This is a genomic window from Pseudomonas sp. PvP025, assembly GCF_017832155.1.
GTDB lineage: Bacteria > Pseudomonadota > Gammaproteobacteria > Pseudomonadales > Pseudomonadaceae > Aquipseudomonas.
In genome coordinates this window covers 1,897,247-1,916,237 of sequence record NZ_JAFIBJ010000001.1, presented here as the reverse complement: position 1 = coordinate 1,916,237, position 18,991 = coordinate 1,897,247, and the positions used below count along the sequence as shown (strand labels likewise).

Below are 18,991 nucleotides of genomic sequence, written 5' to 3'. Positions count from 1 at the left end.
AGCAGCCCCAAAACCAGACGCTGAGCCGTATCAGGTACACCGCGTTTTGCTTGATTGGGGGCGCTTCGCACCCCAACGCGGGGCAAGCCCGCTCGCCACAATAAGCCCGCTCGGCACAAAAAAACCGCTCGGCACAGGGATGTGGGGGGCTGAAATGGCTCTTGTGCAGTCAATACTTCAAGGTCTCGGGATTTTCACGAAGCCGGGCTTGAGGCCGAACACCTCCACGCCCTGCGGCGTCGATTGCCCGGTGGTCACTTTCACTCGCTCCACCGGCTGATCCATCGCCGCGCGATATTCCACGGTCATATCCGCCCCAATCGCCTGGCCTGGCACCACCATTGCCTGCGCATTGTTGTAGGTCACGATGGTCAGGCGCGCACTCATGCCCAGGCGCACCCGTTGCAACTGCTGCGGGGTAAGTGTGGGGATCGCCAGGGTCACCGGAAATTGCGCGCTGCCCTGGCCCTCACTGGCAATCGCCAGGCCGCTGACCACGCTCACCGTCCCGCTCAGCCGCTCGCCATCAAAACCATCGCCCAGTACCTCCACCGCCTGGCCCTGGTGCAACTGGTTGATGTCCAGTTCGGAGACCTTGGCGACGATTTTCAGCCGCTCGATATTCGCCAGCCCGAACAGCACCTGGCCCTGGCTGACCTTGCTGCCGGACTGCACCGGGGCATTGGTATTGCCGCCCGCTTGCGCCGAATTGTTGCCGGGCGCGGGCACCACAATGCCGGAGAACGGCGCCCTGACCTCCTTGCCAGCGAGTAGTTGCTGCAGCGCTTCGTATTTCACCGTGGCGTTGGTCAGCTCCATATCGGCGATCTGCCGGTATTCGCCGCGACCCTGGTCCTGGGCCTGTTGCAGTTCGGCGCGGGCTGCCGCCAGGTCCAATTGTTGCTGCCGGGCCTGCTGCTTGAGGTCGTCGAGTTCGTTGCGCGGGATGATGCCGCGCTTGAACAGGTCTTCGCTTTCGCTGAGCCTGCGCCGGGTTGTGTCGGCGGTCATTTCGGCGGTGCGCAGGCTGCGGCGGGCGCGACTCACATTGGCGCTGCTGTCCCAGTCCTGCATGTCCTGCACGGCGCGGCGCGCCTTGAGCTGGGCGGAGAGGGCGTCGCGCAGTTGCACCTCGAGGGTGGCCGGGTCCATGCGCAACAGCACCTGTCCGGCTTCGACGCGCTGGCCTTGCTCCACCAGATTGGCCTGCACATTGCCGTCGAACGGCGCCGTGAGGGTGACGGTAGTGTCGGGCTCGATTTTGCCCACCAGGCCGATCTGGTGCACCAACTGATCAGGTTTCACCGCCAGCCATTGCTCGTCGGCGCTGCCCGGCGTTTGCGCCGGGCTGCGCAGGGCCAGGCCGGCAGCGCCCGCCAGCACGATCAACAGAGCAACCAGCAGGCGTTTTTGATTAGTAGTCATTGAGGGCGATTTCCCAGCTTTCCAGGGTCATGCCCAGCGTCAGGTCGAGCTGGGTCTGGGCGTTCAGGTAAGCGATCAGCGCATTGAGCTGCGCGTTCTCGGCGTTGCGCAGGTCGGTCTCGAAGCTCAGCACCTGAAAGTTGGTGGAGCGCCCGGCGCTGAGTTTGTCACGCTCGATCTCGATCTTGCGCCGCGACAGCTCCACCGCGCGCCGCGAGATTTCATACTGGCGCCAGCGGGTGCCCAGGTCACGCACCACATCGTTGACCGAGCGTTCGAGCTCCTGGCGGGCGTCGGTGATACGGATCTCCTGATCTTCCACATTCACCCGCGCGCGCACTTCGGCCTGGCGCGTGCTGATGTCGCCGATGGGGATCTGCACCTGCACGCCAGCGTAGCTGTCCCAGCTACGGTTGTTACTGCGCCCGTTGTCATTGTCATAGGCGTCGCGCACCTGGTTCGCGCCGGCCACCAGGTCCACTTGCCAGCGCCCGGAGTCCTTGGCGATCACCAGGTTGAGGTCGGCCTGCTGACTGCCGAGCAGGGCGGCAAGGTATTCCGGTTGCTGGGTTTGCGCGAGGTTGAAGGCCTGGCGCTTGTCGATCTCCATGGGCCTGGCCTCCAGGGCTTCGCTGGCGCGAATCGGCGTGGACAGGTCCAGCGCGAGCAGGCGCAGCAACGCCAGGCGGCTGCTATCGAGCTGGTTCTGCGCTTCTTCGACGCCCAGTTGCTGGGTGGCGATATCGGCTTCGGTCTGCACGATTTCAAATTCGGCCATGCGTCCGGCGCTGATCAGCGCTTTGTTTACCTCCAGCAACGTGTTGGAGCGCTTGAGGGCTTCCTGCACGATCAGCAGTTGCTCCTGGGCGCGCAGCAATTCGCGGTAGGTGGCGATGATCTGGCTGATGGTGCCTGCCACGGTGGCTTTGAGGTTCAGGCGGTTGGCCTGTTCGGACAGGCGCGACAGACGCAGCGGCGCGGTGGTGGCGTCCCAGCCGGCGCCGCGTGCCAGCGGTTGGATGACGGCCAGGTCCAGGCCGTCGCTGCGGTATCGGCCGGCGCGGTCGGCGTTGTTCAGTTGCTGGGTCCAGGCCATGCTCAGGCGCGTACCATATTCGCCGAGCAGGCTGGTGGACGGTGCGAGGTTGGCATTGCGCGCGCTGTCCTGGGAGCCGCGGGTGCCACGGTAATAGCTGTTGAGGGTGAGCTTGGGCTTGAACACGTCTTCGGCCACCCGCAGGTCGAACTTCTGCGCGACCCGCTGCAGGTACGCGCTGCGAATCGCCGGGTTGTTGCGCAGGCCCAGGTACACGGCGTCGCCCAGGGTCAGGCTGGTGGCCTGGGCATTCAGCGACACGCCTCGGTCGTAGCCGCTGCGGGAGGTGCTCGGTGCCGACGGCTTGATCACCACCTCGGCGGCCATGCCGGGCAGGCTGAGCAGGGCCAGCAGCCACAGCCATTTACTCATCGCGCAAGGCCTCCACCGGCTGCAACCGGGAGGCCGAGACCGCCGGGTAAATGCCAAAGAACAAGCCCACCAGCAGCGTGCTGCCCACTCCCAGGGGCAGGGCCGCCACCGCCAATGAAAACACCCAGCCCGACAGCCACGCATACAGCCACGCCGCCGTCATGCCGAGCACGGCGCCGCAGACGGCGCCGACAGCGGTGAGGGTGACGGCTTCGAGCAGGAACAGGTTGCGAATATCCCGCTGGCGAGCGCCCAGCGCCATGCGAATGCCGATTTCGCGGCGCCGTTGCGAGACGTTCATCAACATCACGTTCATCACCCCGACACCGCCGCCCACCAGCGAAATCGCGCCCAGGGCCAGCAGCAGATAGGCGAAGGTGCGGCTCTGGCGGGTCATGCCGTCGATCATTTGCTGGGGCACGGTAATGTCGACGTTGTGGTCGACCAGCTGACGTTGCAGCGCAGCGGCGGCTTCGCGGGCGATGCGCTCCATGTCCTGCCCCGGCGCTGCGCGGATGATCACATTGCCGATCTGCGGGTTGGCGTAGATGCGGCGCATGCCCTCGGCGGGGATGAACAGCGACTCGTTGGCCTGCACCGGCATCAGCATCGCCCGGGGCTGGTTGTGCAGAATGCCCACGATCAGAAACAGGTAGTCGTGGATGCGCACACGCTCGCCCAGCCTGAGCGGATCGCCCGGTGCGCCGAGGGCCTGGGCCACCTGGTCGCCGATCACCGCGTAGGTTTCATTGGCATCGAAGGGCGACAGGAAGCGTCCTTCGCGCAGCACCAGGCGCATGGCCTCGTGGATATCCGGTGTGGTGCCGACCAGGTTGGCATTCGCCGTGCGGCCGTTGAACACAACGGGGCCGCTGAACAGGCTGAGCGCACCGATATGGGCGATGCCGGGGACGGCGCTGCGCACGGCGTCCAGGTCGAGATGGGCGCGCATGCTCAGGTTACCGCTGCGTTTGGTCGGGAATTGCGCGATCAGGGTGTCGGTGCCCATGTCCTTGAAAATCATCGCGGCATCCACTGCCGCGTTGTGGCCGATATTGATCAGCGCCACCACCGACGAACTGCCGATCACAATGCCCAGCAACGCGAGGACCGAGCGTTTGCCCAGGGTGCGCAGGCTGACGAACGCTTCATGCAGCAGTTGGCTCAGGCTCTGTTCAACGCGCAGGCTCATGGGCCGGCCTCGTTCACCACGCCGTTGCGCACCAGGATCTTGCGCTGCAGGCGCTCGGCGATCTGCGCATCGTGGGTGACGATGATCAGGGTCACCTGCTGCTCGCGGTTGAGCGTCAGCAGCAGGTCCATGATGTCCTGGGCGGTGCTGCTGTCGAGGTTGCCGGTGGGTTCGTCGGCGAGGATCACCGAGGGGTTGCCCACCAGCGCCCGCGCAATGGCAACGCGCTGACGCTGGCCGCCGGAGAGGTCGGCAGGGTGATGGTGCGCGCGTTCGGCCAGGCCCACCTGGTCGAGCATGCGCAGCGCCTGTATCACCGATTCATGGCGCGACACGCCGCGATAACTCAGGGGCAGCGCGACGTTGTCCAGGGCGCTGAGGCGTGGCAGCAGGTTGAAACTCTGGAACACGAAGCCGATCTGCTGGTTGCGGATCGCCGCCAGTTCATCCGGCGTGGCGCTGAAGATATCGTGGCCGGCAAAGCGATACTGGCCGCCGTTGGGTAAATCCAGCAGGCCGAGGATATTGAGCAGGGTGCTTTTGCCGGAGCCGGAGGCGCCGAGGATGCCGCAGCTGTCGCCGCGCGTGATGGACAGGCACACGTCATTGAGAATCGGCAGGTCTTGCCCCGCCAGTTGATAGCGCTTGCCGATGCCTTGCAGGGAGATCAATGGGGGTTGCGCGAAGTGCTCTGTCATCGTCGCCTACGCCTGCAGTCTGGATGCCGCCGTCACCTCTCGGAAAAACGTTGAAATAACTTCGAGGGCTGCGTGAGGCGTGTCGAGGACTGATTTGTTTCTTGTTTTTAAAATATTGTTTGAATAGTAACCGCGTTCCAGGCGCTTCGCCAGCCATTGGGGTAGAGCGGTTTTACGCTTGGCAAAGATTTATCCGACAACTGGACGCCGCCGCCGAGCAGGCGCTCGACTACTGTTTGGAGGCCCGTGGACCGTGGCTTTCGATCGTATGGCAACCTGTCAGTACTTGCTTTCAAGGGACAGCCCCGGTATAAAAAATCAAATTATTTTTTAAAACAATATTTCCGCCGTGGAACCTTTATGGTCGCTAAGAAAATCAGCACGCCAAACATTACCAAGACTCGATTGCTGGATGCGACAGAGGCACTCTTTATCAAGTACGGGTACGACGCGGTTTTGTTACGGCAGATAACCGAGCGTGCCCAGGTGAACCTGGCCGCCGTGAACTATCACTTCGGGGACAAGGACTCCCTGATGAAGACCCTGCTGATGCAGCGCCTCGAGCCGCTCAACGAGCAGCGCCTGGAATTGCTCGCGCGCTGTGAGGCCGAATCCGACGGGCCGCTCGACTGCGATACCTTGCTCGGCGTGCTGTTTGCCCCGGCCATGGGCCTGGAGCGCAGCGACCCGGGCAGCGGGGAGGGGCGCTCGTTCATCCGCTTCCTCGGTCGCGTGTACAGCGATACATCGCCGTTTATCCAGGAATACCTCAAGGTGCATTACCAGCCGGTGTTCCAGCGTTTCTTCGAAGCTTTTGCCCTGGCGCTGCCGGACCTGCCGCGTAACGAACTGGGCGTGCGCCTGCAGTTTGCGCTCAAGGCGATTTCCGGCGTGATGGCCGGGACCGAACTGCGCCTGCTGATGAACTCCATGAGTCTTGGTCGCCCGGCCACTGACGCCGAGGTGATGGCCAAGCTGATTACCCTGGTGTCGGCCGCGATCCGTGTGCCGCAGCAAAGCCCCGAAGCACAAACTGCGCTGGCCAGGGTGCTGGACACCCAGCGCGTCATTCGTGAAGAAGCTGCAGCGCCTGTGACGAGGGCAACGCGCTGAGCTCGAATTGCAGGCAAAAAAAACCCGCTGGGGCGGCGGGTTCTTAATGTGCAGCATTTGTAACGGATGAGGCTTCACAGTACGGCCCAGGGTGTGAATAAATCGTGAAAAATATGTAAGAAAAAGCGTGCGCTGCGGCCGATTCAACAGGAATTCATCAAGGCCTGGTTTTTTCGAACAGGCTGCCTTTCGTCGGCACTGTCAATTCTGACAGTAGATCACCCTGCAGACTCAGGCGCCTCATTCACCTTGCCCCGTCGCGCGCGCTCCCGCGCGAACTAACCCCAGCAAGGTGATGGTTATGTCGACTATTCCCGTTCCTTCGTATGACGATCTCCCGTCTGACCCTTATTCCGCCTACCCTTCAGTTGACCTGACCAACGCCCGATATCCGGAAAAGGCGGCGTGGGGTGTAGGTACCAGCGCCATGTCCTTTGGCAAACTGACCATGGCGATTGAGGCTTGGCATAATCTTTCAGTGGGTGATTACTACGCTGTTCGCATCAAGGACTTGAATAACCCGGCAGCTTCGGCGTTCGTTCAGGATGTCACTGACCGTTACTACTTGTCGGTCGACAAGGAAAAAGTACCGGAGGGCACCGTTGAAGTGTTTTGCCGGGTGCTTCGTGCCGGCAGCCGCCAGGAAAGCCGCTCATCCACCCAATGGGCGCTGTTCAAACAAACGTTGCCGGGCGGTTACGATCTCAGAGTCTGGGAGCCGTGGCACAGCGAGTTGAAACTGTCCCTTGAAGGCTTGCCGGAAGGCTCGATCATCACTGCAGATGGCGTTGCGAACGGAGTGTGGTGCCTGATTGAAAAGTATCAGCACATTCGCCAGAACGACACCATCAGCATTGTCTGGGCCGGGATTTACTTCGATTACATTGTGAGCCCCGCGGATGCTGCCAGTGCCGGGCCGCTTCGGATCGAGGTGCCTGCCGACGTGATCGCCCAAGGCAATCAATATGGGCTGGTGTACGTCGTGTTCAAGGTTGTGGATGTGGTGGGGAATACGTCTGGCGGTAAATACGAGTTCTCCAAACCCTACCCGGTACGCGTGGAACTGGACACCAAACTGTATGAACCGCCGATCTTTACTGTGGACACCGAAGAGGCGATTCAAGTCGATTTTGATACGCAAAGCCGCTCCGTCTTTGCGTTAAAACCCACGCTGCCGCGATACACCACGGTGCCTAACCCGCGCCATATGGTCACGGTTGTTATCACCATTATCCAGGCAGGCCAACCGGACGAAACAGTGCGCTTGCCGGCAGTTCCCGACAAGAACCTCAGGGGCGAGCCGATCAATGTGCCCGGTTCCATTATCGAGAAGGCGGCAGGCGGGCGCTTTCTGGCCTATGTCGAGGTGAACAGATCCACCGGCGCGCTGCTGGGTCGGTCGGGCAGCACGGAGGTCTCGGTGGTGGGGACGCCGAGCAGGATGCCCGCGCCGCAGATCATGCCGATCGAGGGCACGCTGATTCCGATGGATACGGATATCGCTGTCACGATTCCAACGTACCAACCCCATGATGGCAGTTGGCTGGAAGCTCTCGTGTTCCAGGAGGGGGAGTCGGGTGGCGGCGGTTTGCTGCATGTCCAGACGCGGCTGGCCGGGCCTCAGGGTGGCGTGCGGGACGTGAGCAAGGACGATCTCAGGCAGTTTGATGGCAAAGGCCCGTTCTCGATTTTCTACCGCACCAATAACGGTCGGGGCCTTCCTTCTTCGATTCGTGAGTCAGAGAGTCGGACGGCCGAGATCGGTTTTCGGGAAACCGATTTGCCGGCGCCGATCATCAAGTTTGCCGAGGACGGCAACATCGACCCCAAGGATGTGAAACGCTCGATCTTGCTGATGTCGTTTCCGTACATCGGCGCAACTTCTGGCAGCACCCTTTACTGGACCGCGATTGGCGCGGACTCCGATAGCTCGGACTGCGGCAGTATTCTGATTGACGCTGCGACCGAAGGTCCACTTTTGACGGAGCTGCTGATTGAGCTGAAACCGCAAGTCTTGCTCGGAAATATCGATGGCGTCATTGCGTTTAGCTATAGCGTGCTCAAGGCGGGTGTGTACGTGCGCTCCAGAAAGCTTAACCTCACCGTCGGTCCACGTATGGTGCTGGAGCTGCCGAAGTTATTGGAAGCCGATAAAGTCTACCAGGATCAACTGTATCCCAAGGATGTGTTGAACGGCGCCACCGTGCGGGTGGAGTTCAAAACCATGCAGGCCATGGACGATATTATCGTCCGGTGGGAAGGAGAGTTTGGCATCAGCCAAACGGAGGTGTCCGTCAAGGGCAACCCGCTGACGAACAGTGTTGATGTGCGCATTCCACCCGAAATTATCGCGTTGGCTATTCGTGAAAAAGGCAACAACATTAAAGTGGATTACCGTTTTACCCGTGGGCAAACCACGTATCGGTCCAAGCCACTGAACGTCAGGTTAATGCTGGTCACGACCCTGCCGTCACCGATGCTCAACGGGGTCGGAGGTGTGGTCTTCCCGCTGCTCGCGTTGGGGGATGAGGCGAGGATAGAAGTCGCTCCGTGGATTTTGATCCAGCAAGGCCAAAGGAAGTTTTTGACTGTCAAGGGCACTTTCTCGGATGGAAAACCGTATGTCGAGACGCTATACGTGGCCGACAAGGTCACCGCAGAAGAGGTCGCGCATGGCATTCGCGTATTCGGTGATGTGACTAGCCTTGGACGGCTCAAGGACGGTTCGGTGCTGAGTCTTGAGTTTGGCGTCAGCTACGCACAAAGAGACCAACCGGATACGCAAGTGCCGTTTGGGACGCGCGAATATCGCATTCAAGCGGTGATGGCGACCCTTCCGGCTCCCTCCTTCAACAACATGCCAGGGCCAGCACTGACTATCGCTCCTTTGAGTTACGTGAGTGGCGCCTTTGTGGCCGTACAGTACGCAGGCATGACCACTGCACAGGTCATCACCCTTGAATGGATTTTCCCGAACGGCAGGCTTGCTGCCATTACTGCACAGAGTGGGGTAAGTGGAGGTCGGGTCGACGTTCCCATCAGTTCGCAAATTATTGCTGCAAGTATGGATAAGGACATTACGTTGCGTTACAACGTAAAGACAGGAACCAGGACCACTCCGTCAGACACTCAGGTTTTGACGGTGCAAACTATCCCCGTGTCGAACTTACCTCAGGCGCGGATTAACAACTTGCCGGATGGCGCCACACTCGATCTGAGGGATATTCCTGGTTCATTGACCCTGGCATTACCTGCCTGGCCATTTATTGCTTCCGGTCAGAAGGTGTGGATAACCTTGCGCAGCAAGGAGTCCTTGCCATTATCCGTACTTGAGGGGCATGTGGTTTCGGCGGGCGAGGTAAAAGGAGGGTTGATCAATATTCCTGTATCGAGAAGTTGGCTGGAGTCGGCATTTAACGAAGGGCAGATTTTACTGAGCAGCATGGTGGGATTTGGTAATGACGCAAAGGAGTCAGATGCGCTGCCGATGAAGGATACAACGTATCGTCTGAAGATTTACGATTTCGTCAGTCTGGGCGTTGCACCTATGCAATATATTAGGGTGCCAGGCCAGTCGATATCCGGCCCGCTCCTGAATATCAAATTTATGAGTCAGGCTCATACGATTGACTATATACAATATAGTTCAAATTCTGTGTTCGGGTTGACGATCTACAATTATGTGGGTTACGCCAGTGACGTTAAGTTCCAGGCCTATCAGCTGGTGGTTGCCAATAGGACCTCGCGCAGGATTACGTTTAATCTTAAAGGTGGGAATATCGTCATTGTGAACCCCTCTTTAATCATCAATTTTTTGGATGAGGCCGGGGTTTTGGTTGGGCAGAAAGTGTTGAACTTTCCATACACTTATTATCACAATACGATTCCTTTCGATTCAGGAGTAACGAAGGCTATAAAGTCTGTACAGTTCATCACGAACTCGGCGTTTGAGGTCAGCAATATCAGACTTTATTAATAAACCTGAGTGGAAAGAGGCAGCCTATCTAACCGTAGGCTGCGCTTTTCACGGTCTACATTTTTTCGATTAAGGTTCTGGCCAGGCGCAAATACATCGAGTTCACCTCGCGCATCCATTGCGGCTTGGATATTTCAAGACTCCTTCGAGCTTTCGCTTATTTTCTGACGCCACTCGACCATCCGTCGGCACTGTCAATTCTGACAGTAGATCACCCTGCAGACTCAGGCGCCTCATTCACCTTGCCCCGTCGCGCCGCTCCGGCGCGAACTAACCCCAGCAAGGTGATGGTTATGTCGACTATTCCCGTTCCTTCGTATGACGATCTCCCGTCTGACCCTTATTCCGCCTACCCTTCAGTTGACCTGACCAACGCCCAATATCCTGAAAAGGCGGCGTGGGGTGTAGGTACCAGCGCCATGTCCTTTGGCAAACTGACCATGGCGATTGAGGCTTGGCATAATCTTTCAGTAGGTGATTACTACGCTGTTCGCATCAAGGACTTGAATAACCCGGCAGCTTCGGCGTTCGTTCAGGATGTCACTGACCGTTACTACTTGTCGGTCGACAAGGAAAAAATACCGGAGGGCACCGTTGAAGTGTTTTGCCGGGTGCTTCGTGCCGCCAGCCGCCAGGAAAGCCGCTCATCCACCCAATGGGCGCTGTTCAAACAAACGTTGCCGGGCGGTTACGATCTCAGAGTCTGGGAGCCGTGGCACAGCGAGTTGAAACTGTCCCTTGAAGGCTTGCCGGAAGGCTCGATCATCACTGCAGATGGCGTTGCGAACGGAGTGTGGTGCCTGATTGAAAAGTATCAGCACATTCGCCAGAACGACACCATCAGCATTGTCTGGGCCGGGATTTACTTCGATTACATTGTGAGCCCCGCGGATGCTGCCGGTGCCGGGCCGCTTCGGATCGAGGTGCCTGCCGACGTGATCGCCCAAGGCAATCAATATGGGCTGGTGTACGTCGTGTTCAAGGTTGTGGATGTGGTGGGGAATACGTCTGGCGGTAAATACGAGTTCTCCAAACCCTACCCGGTACGCGTGGAACTGGACACCAAACTGTATGAACCGCCGATCTTTACTGTGGACACCGACGAGGCGATTCAAGTCGATTTTGATACGCAAAGCCGCTCCGTCTTTGCGTTAAAACCCACGCTGCCGCGATACACCACAGTGCCTAACCCGCGCCATATGGTCACGGTTGTTATCACCATTATCCAGGCAGGCCAACCGGACGAAACAGTGCGCTTGCCGGCAGTTCCCGACAAGAACCTCAGGGGCGAGCCGATCAATGTGCCCGGTTCCATTATCGAGAAGGCGGCAGGCGGGCGCTTTCTGGCCTACGTCGAGGTGAACAGATCCACCGGCGCGCTGCTGGGGCGGTCGGGCAGCACGGAGGTCTCGGTGGTGGGGACGCCGAGCAGGATGCCCGCGCCGCAGATCATGCCGATCGAGGGCACGCTGATTCCGATAGATACGGATATCGCTGTCACGATGCCAACGTACCAACCCCATGATGGCAGTTGGCTGGAAGCTCTCGTGTTCCAGGAGGGCAAGTCGGGTGGCGGTGGTTTGCTGCATGTCCAGACGCGACTGGCCGGGCCACAGGGTGGCGTGCGGGACGTGAGCAAGGACGATCTCAAGCAGTTTGATAGCAAAGGCCCGTTCTCGATTTTCTACCGCACCAATAACGGTCGGGGCCTTCCTTCTTCGATTCGTGAGTCAGAGAGTCGAACCGCCGAAATTGGCTTTCGGGTTATCGATTTGCCAGCGCCGGCTATCAAGTTTGCCGAGGGTGGCAACATCGACCCCAAAGACGTGAAACGCTCCGTGTTGCTGATGTCGTTCCCCTACATAGGCGCAAGTCCTGGCAGCACCCTTTACTGGACCGCGATTGGCGCGGACTCCGATAGCTCGGACTGTGGCAGTATTCTGATTGACGCTGCGACCGAAGGTCCACTTTTGACGGAACTGTGGATTGAATTGAAGCCGCAGGTCTTGCTTGGGAACGTCGGTGGACTGGTAGCTTTCAGCTATAGCGTGAAAAAGGCGGGTACAGCCACCACACCAGACACGTTCCTGCGCTCCGAGGTGCTTAACCTCACCGTGGGGCCAAGGCTTGTGCTGGCACTGCCGAAAGTCCTTGAGGCCGATAAGGTCCTGCAAGACCAGTTGTATCCCAAGGATGTGTTGAATGGCGCCACCGTGCGGGTCAGTTACAAAACCATGCGGGCTGACGACGACATCATTGTCAGTTGGAAAGGCGAATTTGGCATCAGCATCGCTGAAGTTACTGCCAAGGGCGATCCGTTGACGAACACTGTAGATGTCCGTATCCCACCCGACATTATCGCGCTGGCTATTCGTGAGGGGGGCAACTACATCACGGTAAGTTACCGTTTTACTCGTGGGCAAACGACCTACAGGTCCGAGCCGTTGGCGCTGCGCTTATTGCTGGTAACAGCGCTGCCGCTGCCGACGCTCAATAACGTCACCGATATGGTCTTCCCGTTATTGGCGTTGGGCAATGAGGCGACGATCAAAGTCAACAAGTGGATCTTCATTCGGAAAAATCAAAAGAAATTCTTGACCATCAGAGGGACCCTGGCAGATGGCAAGCCGCTTGTGGAGGCGGTTTACCTCGCCGATGAGGTTACCGACGATGAACTCGCGAACGGTGTTTCCGTTTTTGTACCCGTTGACAGGCTTCGTGCTTTAAAAGACGGCACCATTCTCAGCCTTGATTTCAGCGTGAGTTTCGCAGAGCGAGACGAGCCGGAGACTGCGGTATCGTTCGGGCATCGCGAATATCGGGTCCAGGCTATCCCAGCGAACCTACCGGCGCCCGCTTTCGATAACAAGTCCTTGCCTTCGCTGACTATTGCACCGCTGAGTTATGTCTCAGGGGCCGTGGTGGCGGTAGTGTACACAGGCATGACCACTTCGCAGATCGTGACGCTGGAGTGGATCTTTCCGGATGCGACCATCGCCCAGATCGCTACTCAGAATGGGGGGAGCGCCGGGCGTGTCGATTTCGCTATCAGCCCGCAGATCATCGCCCAGAGCGTGGGTAAAATCGTCACTTTGCGCTACAAAGTGACATCGGGCAGCAAGACGATTACGTCAGAGCCTCAGGTGTTGACGGTGAGTCTGATTCCCGTGGAAGGCTTGCCACAGGCATTGATCAATGTAATAGCCGACAAGGGCACTCTTAATCTTGCGGGCTTTGCCGGCAATGCCACATTGAGTTTGCCGCAGTGGAAGCTTATCTCCCCAGGCCAACGCGTCTGGATCAATCTGCGAAGTGCAGGTGTGGCGCAGCTGCCCGTGCTGGCAGGCTACGTGGTCACGGCCACAGATGTAGCAAAAGGGTTGGTCAATGTACCGGTGCTGAGAACGTGGTTGGAGGGGCTGGGCATTAACAGTGCGATCACAGTGGACGTGTTCGCGACATTTGATGGCAATGCCAAGCCGGAATATCCAGTGATATTCAAACCGACAACCTACACCGTTATGGGGCAGTTGAAGATCGCTCCAACGGCAATGTCCTTATCTGGCGTGGCTATCAAGAATCCAACCTGGGCAAGAACCGGTTTGGTCTCAATTGGCAATACTGCGTCCCGAGTGCCTACCGGTGGCTTGGGTCCGTATACCTTTAGTTCGAGTAACCCGCGAGTGGCGTCGGTAGATGCAGGGGGTAACGTGACGGGTAATGTGAACGGATCGGCTGTCATCACCGCCAAGGACCGGAACGGGGCAAGCGCGTCTTACCCTGTGTATGTCTCCAATGTATTCACGATGGCGCTGAATGATAACTTAATGAACTGGGAAACGACCTTGAGGTGGGCAGCTTCCGTTGGAGGCGGTCCTCTATTTGATGCTGCCATCTACGACGTTTTGCGGGTTTACGGCGCTCACGCACCGGTTTTTTCGCGGCAGCGCTGGACGAGTTCCGGAAGTGGGTGTCCAGGGTATTGGGCACCCTATATCGCTAATAGTCCCAATACGGGGGCGGTTGCGTGTCAGTACTACACCACTCAACTTGCCGGCATTTGTTTGGTTGCTCTTTACTAAAGAGAGCCTCGCATTGATGTTGAAGTAGTTAAAAGGGACGGCTCTACTGTACGTGGACTGTCCCTTTTCTTATCCTCAAATCCTCCAATGCCCCGCCGTCTTCGCCAACCGCACTCGCATCCCGTCCACATTCCCCGCCAACTGCAACGTCAACAACCGATACCCATCCAGCGCATTCTGCACCGGCGCATCCAGCCCGCCTTCCTCCACCACCTTCGCCGCAGGCCGATCCAGCCGCTCGGTAAACCCCGATTTCAATGCCCGCGCCATCCCCACCAGTTGCACTCGAATCTGGCGGTGCTCGGTTTTCAATGCCAGTTGCATGCGCGCCGTTGCCTGCGCATCACGCGGATCAGGGCGGGTATTGCCCAGAATCTCCAGGGTGCTGATGCACAGGCGCAAGTGCCGCTGGATCGCGTCCAGCTCAGTCATTGAAATGCGCACTTCCTTGGACACCGACGGCATCAGCGAACGCAGTTGCACCATCGCCGCGTTCAGGCGGTTGAGCAGCTTGAGGTGTTCATCGTCGGTCACCGACTGGCCGCTGATAATCCGGCTGTAGATTGCCGCACAGTCGCGCAACGCACTGGCCAGGTTGTAGCGCCAGGAGTAAACCGCGTACAGCGGCAGGGCGAACGAAAACGCCAGCGCCAGTGCGATGCCGATCAGGATGTCCACGGTGCGCCACAAGCCGTCCGAGATCGGATTGTCGCCGTGCCCGGCCACGATAAACACCGTGATCGCCGACAGCAGCGCGATGTAGCCGCCCTTGCCGATGGCGTGATAGGAAAAGAACCCGCACACCACCGACATCAGCAGGTAAGTCAACAGCGGCAGGCCGAAGTAGGCCTGTTGCACCACCAGCAGCAAGCCGACACTGGCACCGATCAAGGTGCCGTAGGCGCGTTCCACTGCCTTTTTGCCGATGTTGCCGTGGTGCTGCAAGCCGCCGATCACGATGAGCATGGTCACCGACGCCCATTCGCCGTGGGGCAGGTTGAGCCCGGTGGTGAGCAGGATTGTCGCCAGCAGGCCGATGGACACGCGCACGGCGTGGATCAACTTGGCATGGCGATAGCGGCGGTAGGGGTCCAGCAACGGGCGCAAAAGGCGCCGGGCAAACAGGGGCAAATTCATCGGTAGTAAAGTGACCTCGGTAATCAGGGGGAAATGCTATCCACTGTGAGAACTGGCTTGCCTGCGATAGCCTCACCGCTGCGTGGTAGACAGACCGAGGAGCCTGCATCGCAGGTAAACCAGCTCCCACATTCGTCAGAAGATGTAATCGGTGGTCAGAAAACTTGAATCCCGGTTACGCAGAATATCGCTGACCAACGCCTTGTTGCTCTCCTGGAACTTGGTTGCCACCAGTGTGCGAATCGAGAATACGCGCAGGGCGTCATGCACAGACAGCGTGCCTTCGGCCGAGTTCTTGCGCCCGTTGAACGGGAAAGTGTCCGGCCCGCGCTGGCACTGGGCATTGATGTTGATACGGCCCACCTGGTTGGCGAAAACGTCTACCAGCCGCCCGACTTCCGCAGCATTGGTGCCGAACAGACTCAATTGCTGGCCGAAGTCGGAATCGAGCACGTAGTCGATTACCTTGTCCAGATCACGGTAGGGCACGATCGGCACCACCGGGCCGAACTGTTCTTCGTGGTACACGCGCATTTGCGGGTTCACCGGGTACAGCACGGCCGGATAGAAGAACGCGCCGCGACTTTCGCCGCCGTTCGGGTTCACCACCCTGGCGCCGTGCTGCTCCGCATCGGCCACCAGCGCGTTGAGATAGTCGACCTTGCCCACCTCCGGCAGCGGCGTCAGCGACACACCATCTTCCCACGGCATGCCTGGCTTGAGCGTGGCCAGTTTGGCATTGAATTTTTCGATGAAACGCTCAACCACATCCTCATGCACAAACAGGATTTTCAACGCGGTGCAGCGCTGGCCGTTGAACGACAGAGCGCCGGTGACCGCTTCGCTCACGGCATTATCCAGGTCGACCTCCGGGAGCACGATGCCGGGGTTTTTCGCATCCAGGCCCAGGGCCGCGCGCAGGCGGTGCGGCTTGGGGTGCAGCTTTTTCAAATCGCTGGCGGCCTTGTTGGTGCCGATAAACGCAAAGATATCGATCTTGCCGCTGGCCATCAGCGCGCTCACGGTTTCGCGACCGCTGCCGTAGATCACGTTGATCACCCCGGCCGGGAAGCTGTCGCGAAACGCCTCCAGCAACGGACGAATCAGCAGCACGCCGAGCTTGGCCGGCTTGAACACCACGGTATTGCCCATGATCAGCGCCGGGATCAGCGTGGTGAAGGTCTCGTTCAGCGGATAGTTGTAAGGGCCCATGCACAATGCGACGCCCAGCGGCACGCGGCGGATCTGGCCGAGGGTGTCCTGTTCCAGCTCGAAGCGGCTGGAGCGACGGTCGAGTTCCTTGAGGGCATTGATGGTGTCGGTGATGTAGTCGCAGGTGCGGTCGAACTCTTTCTGCGAGTCCTTGAGGTTCTTGCCGATCTCCCACATCAGCAGCTTGACCACCGCATCGCGCTGTTCGCGCATACGCCGCAGGAACGCTTCGACATGCTGGATACGCTCCGCCACGCGCATCGTCGGCCACTCACCCTGGCCGCGGTCGTAAGCACGCACGGCGGCGTCGAGCGCGGTAAGAGCGGTGTCGGCATCCAGCAGCGGCGTGCTGCCGATATGCACACGCTCATCTCCCAACTGCACCGGGCTTTGCACGCGGGCCAGCGGGCCGTTCCAGACCTGCAAGCGGCCATCGACCAGGTAATCACGCTGTTCAATCGGCGCGGCCAGGCGAAATTGTTCGGGAATATCGGTGGAGGCGGTGGGAAACAGCTGGGCGAGCAGGTTGCTGGTGGTCATGTCGCTACCCCGGGAATAGTGGCCAAACATGACGAGAGAGTTACCCATCCACCGGCTTGATGGCAAGGGCTACGCAGCTTTGCCGAACGCTGTACACAATGTGGGAGGGGGCTTGCTCCCGATGGCGGTGGGTCAGTAAGCATCAATATTTGCTGACCCTCTGCTCCCACAGCGAGTCTGCGTTTAACTGAACCTTGCTCGTCCCAGGATGAATATTTTGACAGCCAGCCGATTGTTGCCTGAAAAAAATCCGCGCTGCCCGTAACCTACAGGCCCCTTGTCACCCGTGCGGAGCGTTCATGTCTTCTGTTGCCGATGGGCTTGCCCTCAATAAACGCCTGCCGGCCGTTATCGCGCTGTCCCTGGGCATCGGCATGGCGACGCTGGACACGGCCATCGTCAACACGGCGTTGCCGACCCTGGCCGAAGGTATCGGCACCGATTCGGCCTCGGTGATCTGGGTGGTCAACGCCTACCAGTTGGCGATCATCGCAACGGTGCTGCCGTTTGCGTCGTTGAGCGATGTGCTGGGGCATCGCCGCGTGTACCTGGGCGGGCTGCTGCTATTTATCGTCTCGTCGCTGTTGTGCGGGCTGGCCGGTTCGCTGTTGACCCTCACCGCCGCGCGTGTGGCCCAGGGGCTGGGGGCGGCGGCGTTGATGAGCGTCAATACCGCGTTGCTGCGCCATATCTACCCCTCGAAGATGCTCGGGCGGGGCCTGGGCTATAACTCGCTGGTGGTGGGGCTGGCGTTTACGCTGGGGCCGACGGCAGCGTCGGCGATTCTTTCGGTGGCCAGTTGGCACTGGTTGTACCTGATCAATGTGCCGTTGGGGCTGCTGGCCCTGGGCCTGGGGGTGCGCTCGCTGCCCACGCTGCCGATCAGCGGGCACGCCTTTGATCGCCTGGCAGCGTTGCTGTGTGCCGGTTTGTTCGCGTTGCTGGTGCTGGGCCTGGGCGCCGCCGTGCATGGCGCGCAGGGTGCATTGACCATCGGGCTGGTGGCGCTGGCAGCGGTGTGCGGTGCCCTGCTGCTGCGCCGCGAGGCCGGGCACCCGGCGCCGATGCTGGCGGTGGACCTGTTCAAGCGCCCGGTATTTGCCTTGTCCTCCCTTACCGCCATTTGCGCGTTCAGCGCCCAGGGCCTGGCGTTTGTGTCACTGCCGTTTCTGTTGCAGGCGGCGTTGGGCCATAGCCAGGTGGAGACCGGGTTTCTGATGACGCCATGGCCAGCGGTGGTGGCGGTGATGGCGTTGGTGGCCGGGCGTCTGGCGGATCGGGTGTCCCTGGGCCTGTTGTGCGGCGTCGGCCTGCTGATGCTGAGCCTCGGCATGGGCGCGCTGGCGACGCTGGGCAATGAGGCCTCGGCATTTGATATCGGCTGGCGCATGGCGTTGTGCGGCGCCGGTTTCGGGTTTTTCCAGTCGCCCAATCTCAAGGCCCTGATGACCAGCGCCCCTTTGGCACGCAGTGGCGGGGCCAGCGGCATCGTGGCGATTTCGCGGCTGCTGGGGCAGACACTGGGCGCCTCGTTGGTGGCCCTGTGTTTTCACCTGTCCGTGAGCAGCGGCCCGCACTACGCGCTGTGGCTGGGGTGTGCGTTCGCGCTGGTGGGCAGTGTGGCCAGCGGGCTGCGTTTGTTGCCGTATCAACAGCGAATCTGACTGTAATGCCATTCCCCGTGGCGAGCAGGCTTGTCCTGCGTTGGGCTGCGCAGCAGCCCCAAAACCAGGCGCTGAGCCGTATCAGGTACATCGCGTTCTCCTTCACTGGGGGCGCTTCGCACCCCAACGCAGGACAAGCCCTAATGTCAGTCAGTTAAGCTCAGATCTCCTGTGGGAGCGGTGGTGCGACGATTCGACTTGCCCGCGAAAGCGGTGGGTCTTAAGCATCAATGTTTGCTGCGCCGACGCCATCGGGAGCAAGCCCCCTCCCACATTTTGTACAGCGTTCGGCAGACCATTTCGGTCGGCTCTCAGGCCGCCGCGCTTTTGCTTTTGCTTTTGATCTGGAAGCGCCCCGTCAAACACGCTGGCCGAGCGCAGGTTTTGGAGCGTGGGTAACCCGGCAGGACGCCGGGTTAGCCGCGCTGGGCCAAGGATGGCCCATCGCGGCGGCCCACGCTCCAAAGCCTGCGTGAGGGCACAC

General features: G+C 59.7%; 10 protein-coding genes. 4 read left to right on the top strand and 6 right to left on the bottom strand.

Translation table 11 applies throughout. The annotated features are described in order from the left end of the window. Window positions 1–177: 177 nt before the first annotated feature. The 4 genes from JOE32_RS07735 to JOE32_RS07720 are packed head-to-tail and all read right to left on the bottom strand — an operon-like array spanning window position 178 to window position 4,783. Complete coding sequence (locus JOE32_RS07735; protein ID WP_209982890.1) at window positions 178–1,425, bottom strand: HlyD family efflux transporter periplasmic adaptor subunit; 1,248 nt, start codon at window positions 1,423–1,425, stop codon at window positions 178–180. Next, the gene (locus JOE32_RS07730; protein WP_209982886.1) at window positions 1,415–2,893 is read right to left on the bottom strand and encodes a TolC family protein; all 1,479 of its coding nucleotides are present in this window, start codon (window positions 2,891–2,893) and stop codon (window positions 1,415–1,417) included. The genes JOE32_RS07735 and JOE32_RS07730 overlap by 11 nt, the downstream gene beginning before the upstream one ends. Then, window positions 2,886–4,085, bottom strand: a complete 1,200-nt coding sequence (locus tag JOE32_RS07725; protein ID WP_209982883.1) for an ABC transporter permease — start codon at window positions 4,083–4,085, stop codon at window positions 2,886–2,888. The genes JOE32_RS07730 and JOE32_RS07725 overlap by 8 nt, the downstream gene beginning before the upstream one ends. Further along, a complete protein-coding gene (locus JOE32_RS07720) occupies window positions 4,082–4,783 on the bottom strand; it encodes an ABC transporter ATP-binding protein (protein ID WP_209982880.1) in 702 nt (233 codons plus the stop codon). Before JOE32_RS07720 ends, JOE32_RS07725 begins: the two co-directional genes overlap by 4 nt. 360 nt (window positions 4,784–5,143) lie before the next feature. Between JOE32_RS07720 and JOE32_RS07715 the strand changes: the two genes are divergently transcribed. From JOE32_RS07715 to JOE32_RS07705, 3 genes are all read left to right on the top strand, one after another. Next, window positions 5,144–5,896, top strand: a complete 753-nt coding sequence (locus JOE32_RS07715; RefSeq protein ID WP_209982879.1) for a TetR/AcrR family transcriptional regulator — start codon at window positions 5,144–5,146, stop codon at window positions 5,894–5,896. Between the two features lie 301 nt (window positions 5,897–6,197). Continuing rightward, window positions 6,198–9,872, top strand: a complete 3,675-nt coding sequence (locus JOE32_RS07710) for a YncE family protein (protein WP_209982876.1) — start codon at window positions 6,198–6,200, stop codon at window positions 9,870–9,872. 293 nt (window positions 9,873–10,165) lie between these two features. Next, window positions 10,166–13,954, top strand: coding sequence for an Ig-like domain-containing protein (locus JOE32_RS07705; RefSeq protein WP_209982873.1), 3,789 nt, complete (start codon window positions 10,166–10,168; stop codon window positions 13,952–13,954). Between the two features lie 75 nt (window positions 13,955–14,029). Here JOE32_RS07705 and JOE32_RS07700 read toward each other — a convergent pair whose 3' ends face one another. Then, a complete protein-coding gene (locus tag JOE32_RS07700; protein ID WP_209982872.1) occupies window positions 14,030–15,091 on the bottom strand; it encodes an FUSC family protein in 1,062 nt (353 codons plus the stop codon). A 135-nt stretch (window positions 15,092–15,226) separates the two neighbouring features. After that, window positions 15,227–16,843, bottom strand: coding sequence for an NADP-dependent glyceraldehyde-3-phosphate dehydrogenase (locus tag JOE32_RS07695; RefSeq protein ID WP_209982870.1), 1,617 nt, complete (start codon window positions 16,841–16,843; stop codon window positions 15,227–15,229). Between the two features lie 299 nt (window positions 16,844–17,142). On the opposite strand from JOE32_RS07695, the gene JOE32_RS07690 reads away from it, so the two are divergent. Further along, the gene (locus tag JOE32_RS07690) at window positions 17,143–18,507 is read left to right on the top strand and encodes an MFS transporter (protein WP_209982868.1); all 1,365 of its coding nucleotides are present in this window, start codon (window positions 17,143–17,145) and stop codon (window positions 18,505–18,507) included. The last annotated feature ends 484 nt before the right edge of the window (window positions 18,508–18,991 follow it).

Coding starts and splice junctions, on each gene's coding strand:
- JOE32_RS07695 (WP_209982870.1), bottom strand. CDS start 16,843: ATGACCACCAGCAACCTGCTCGCCCAGCTGTTTCCCACCGCCTCCACC.
- JOE32_RS07700 (WP_209982872.1), bottom strand. CDS start 15,091: ATGAATTTGCCCCTGTTTGCCCGGCGCCTTTTGCGCCCGTTGCTGGAC.
- JOE32_RS07705 (WP_209982873.1), top strand. CDS start 10,166: ATGTCGACTATTCCCGTTCCTTCGTATGACGATCTCCCGTCTGACCCT.
- JOE32_RS07730 (WP_209982886.1), bottom strand. CDS start 2,893: ATGAGTAAATGGCTGTGGCTGCTGGCCCTGCTCAGCCTGCCCGGCATG.
- JOE32_RS07715 (WP_209982879.1), top strand. CDS start 5,144: ATGGTCGCTAAGAAAATCAGCACGCCAAACATTACCAAGACTCGATTG.
- JOE32_RS07720 (WP_209982880.1), bottom strand. CDS start 4,783: ATGACAGAGCACTTCGCGCAACCCCCATTGATCTCCCTGCAAGGCATC.
- JOE32_RS07735 (WP_209982890.1), bottom strand. CDS start 1,425: ATGACTACTAATCAAAAACGCCTGCTGGTTGCTCTGTTGATCGTGCTG.
- JOE32_RS07710 (WP_209982876.1), top strand. CDS start 6,198: ATGTCGACTATTCCCGTTCCTTCGTATGACGATCTCCCGTCTGACCCT.
- JOE32_RS07725 (WP_209982883.1), bottom strand. CDS start 4,085: ATGAGCCTGCGCGTTGAACAGAGCCTGAGCCAACTGCTGCATGAAGCG.
- JOE32_RS07690 (WP_209982868.1), top strand. CDS start 17,143: ATGTCTTCTGTTGCCGATGGGCTTGCCCTCAATAAACGCCTGCCGGCC.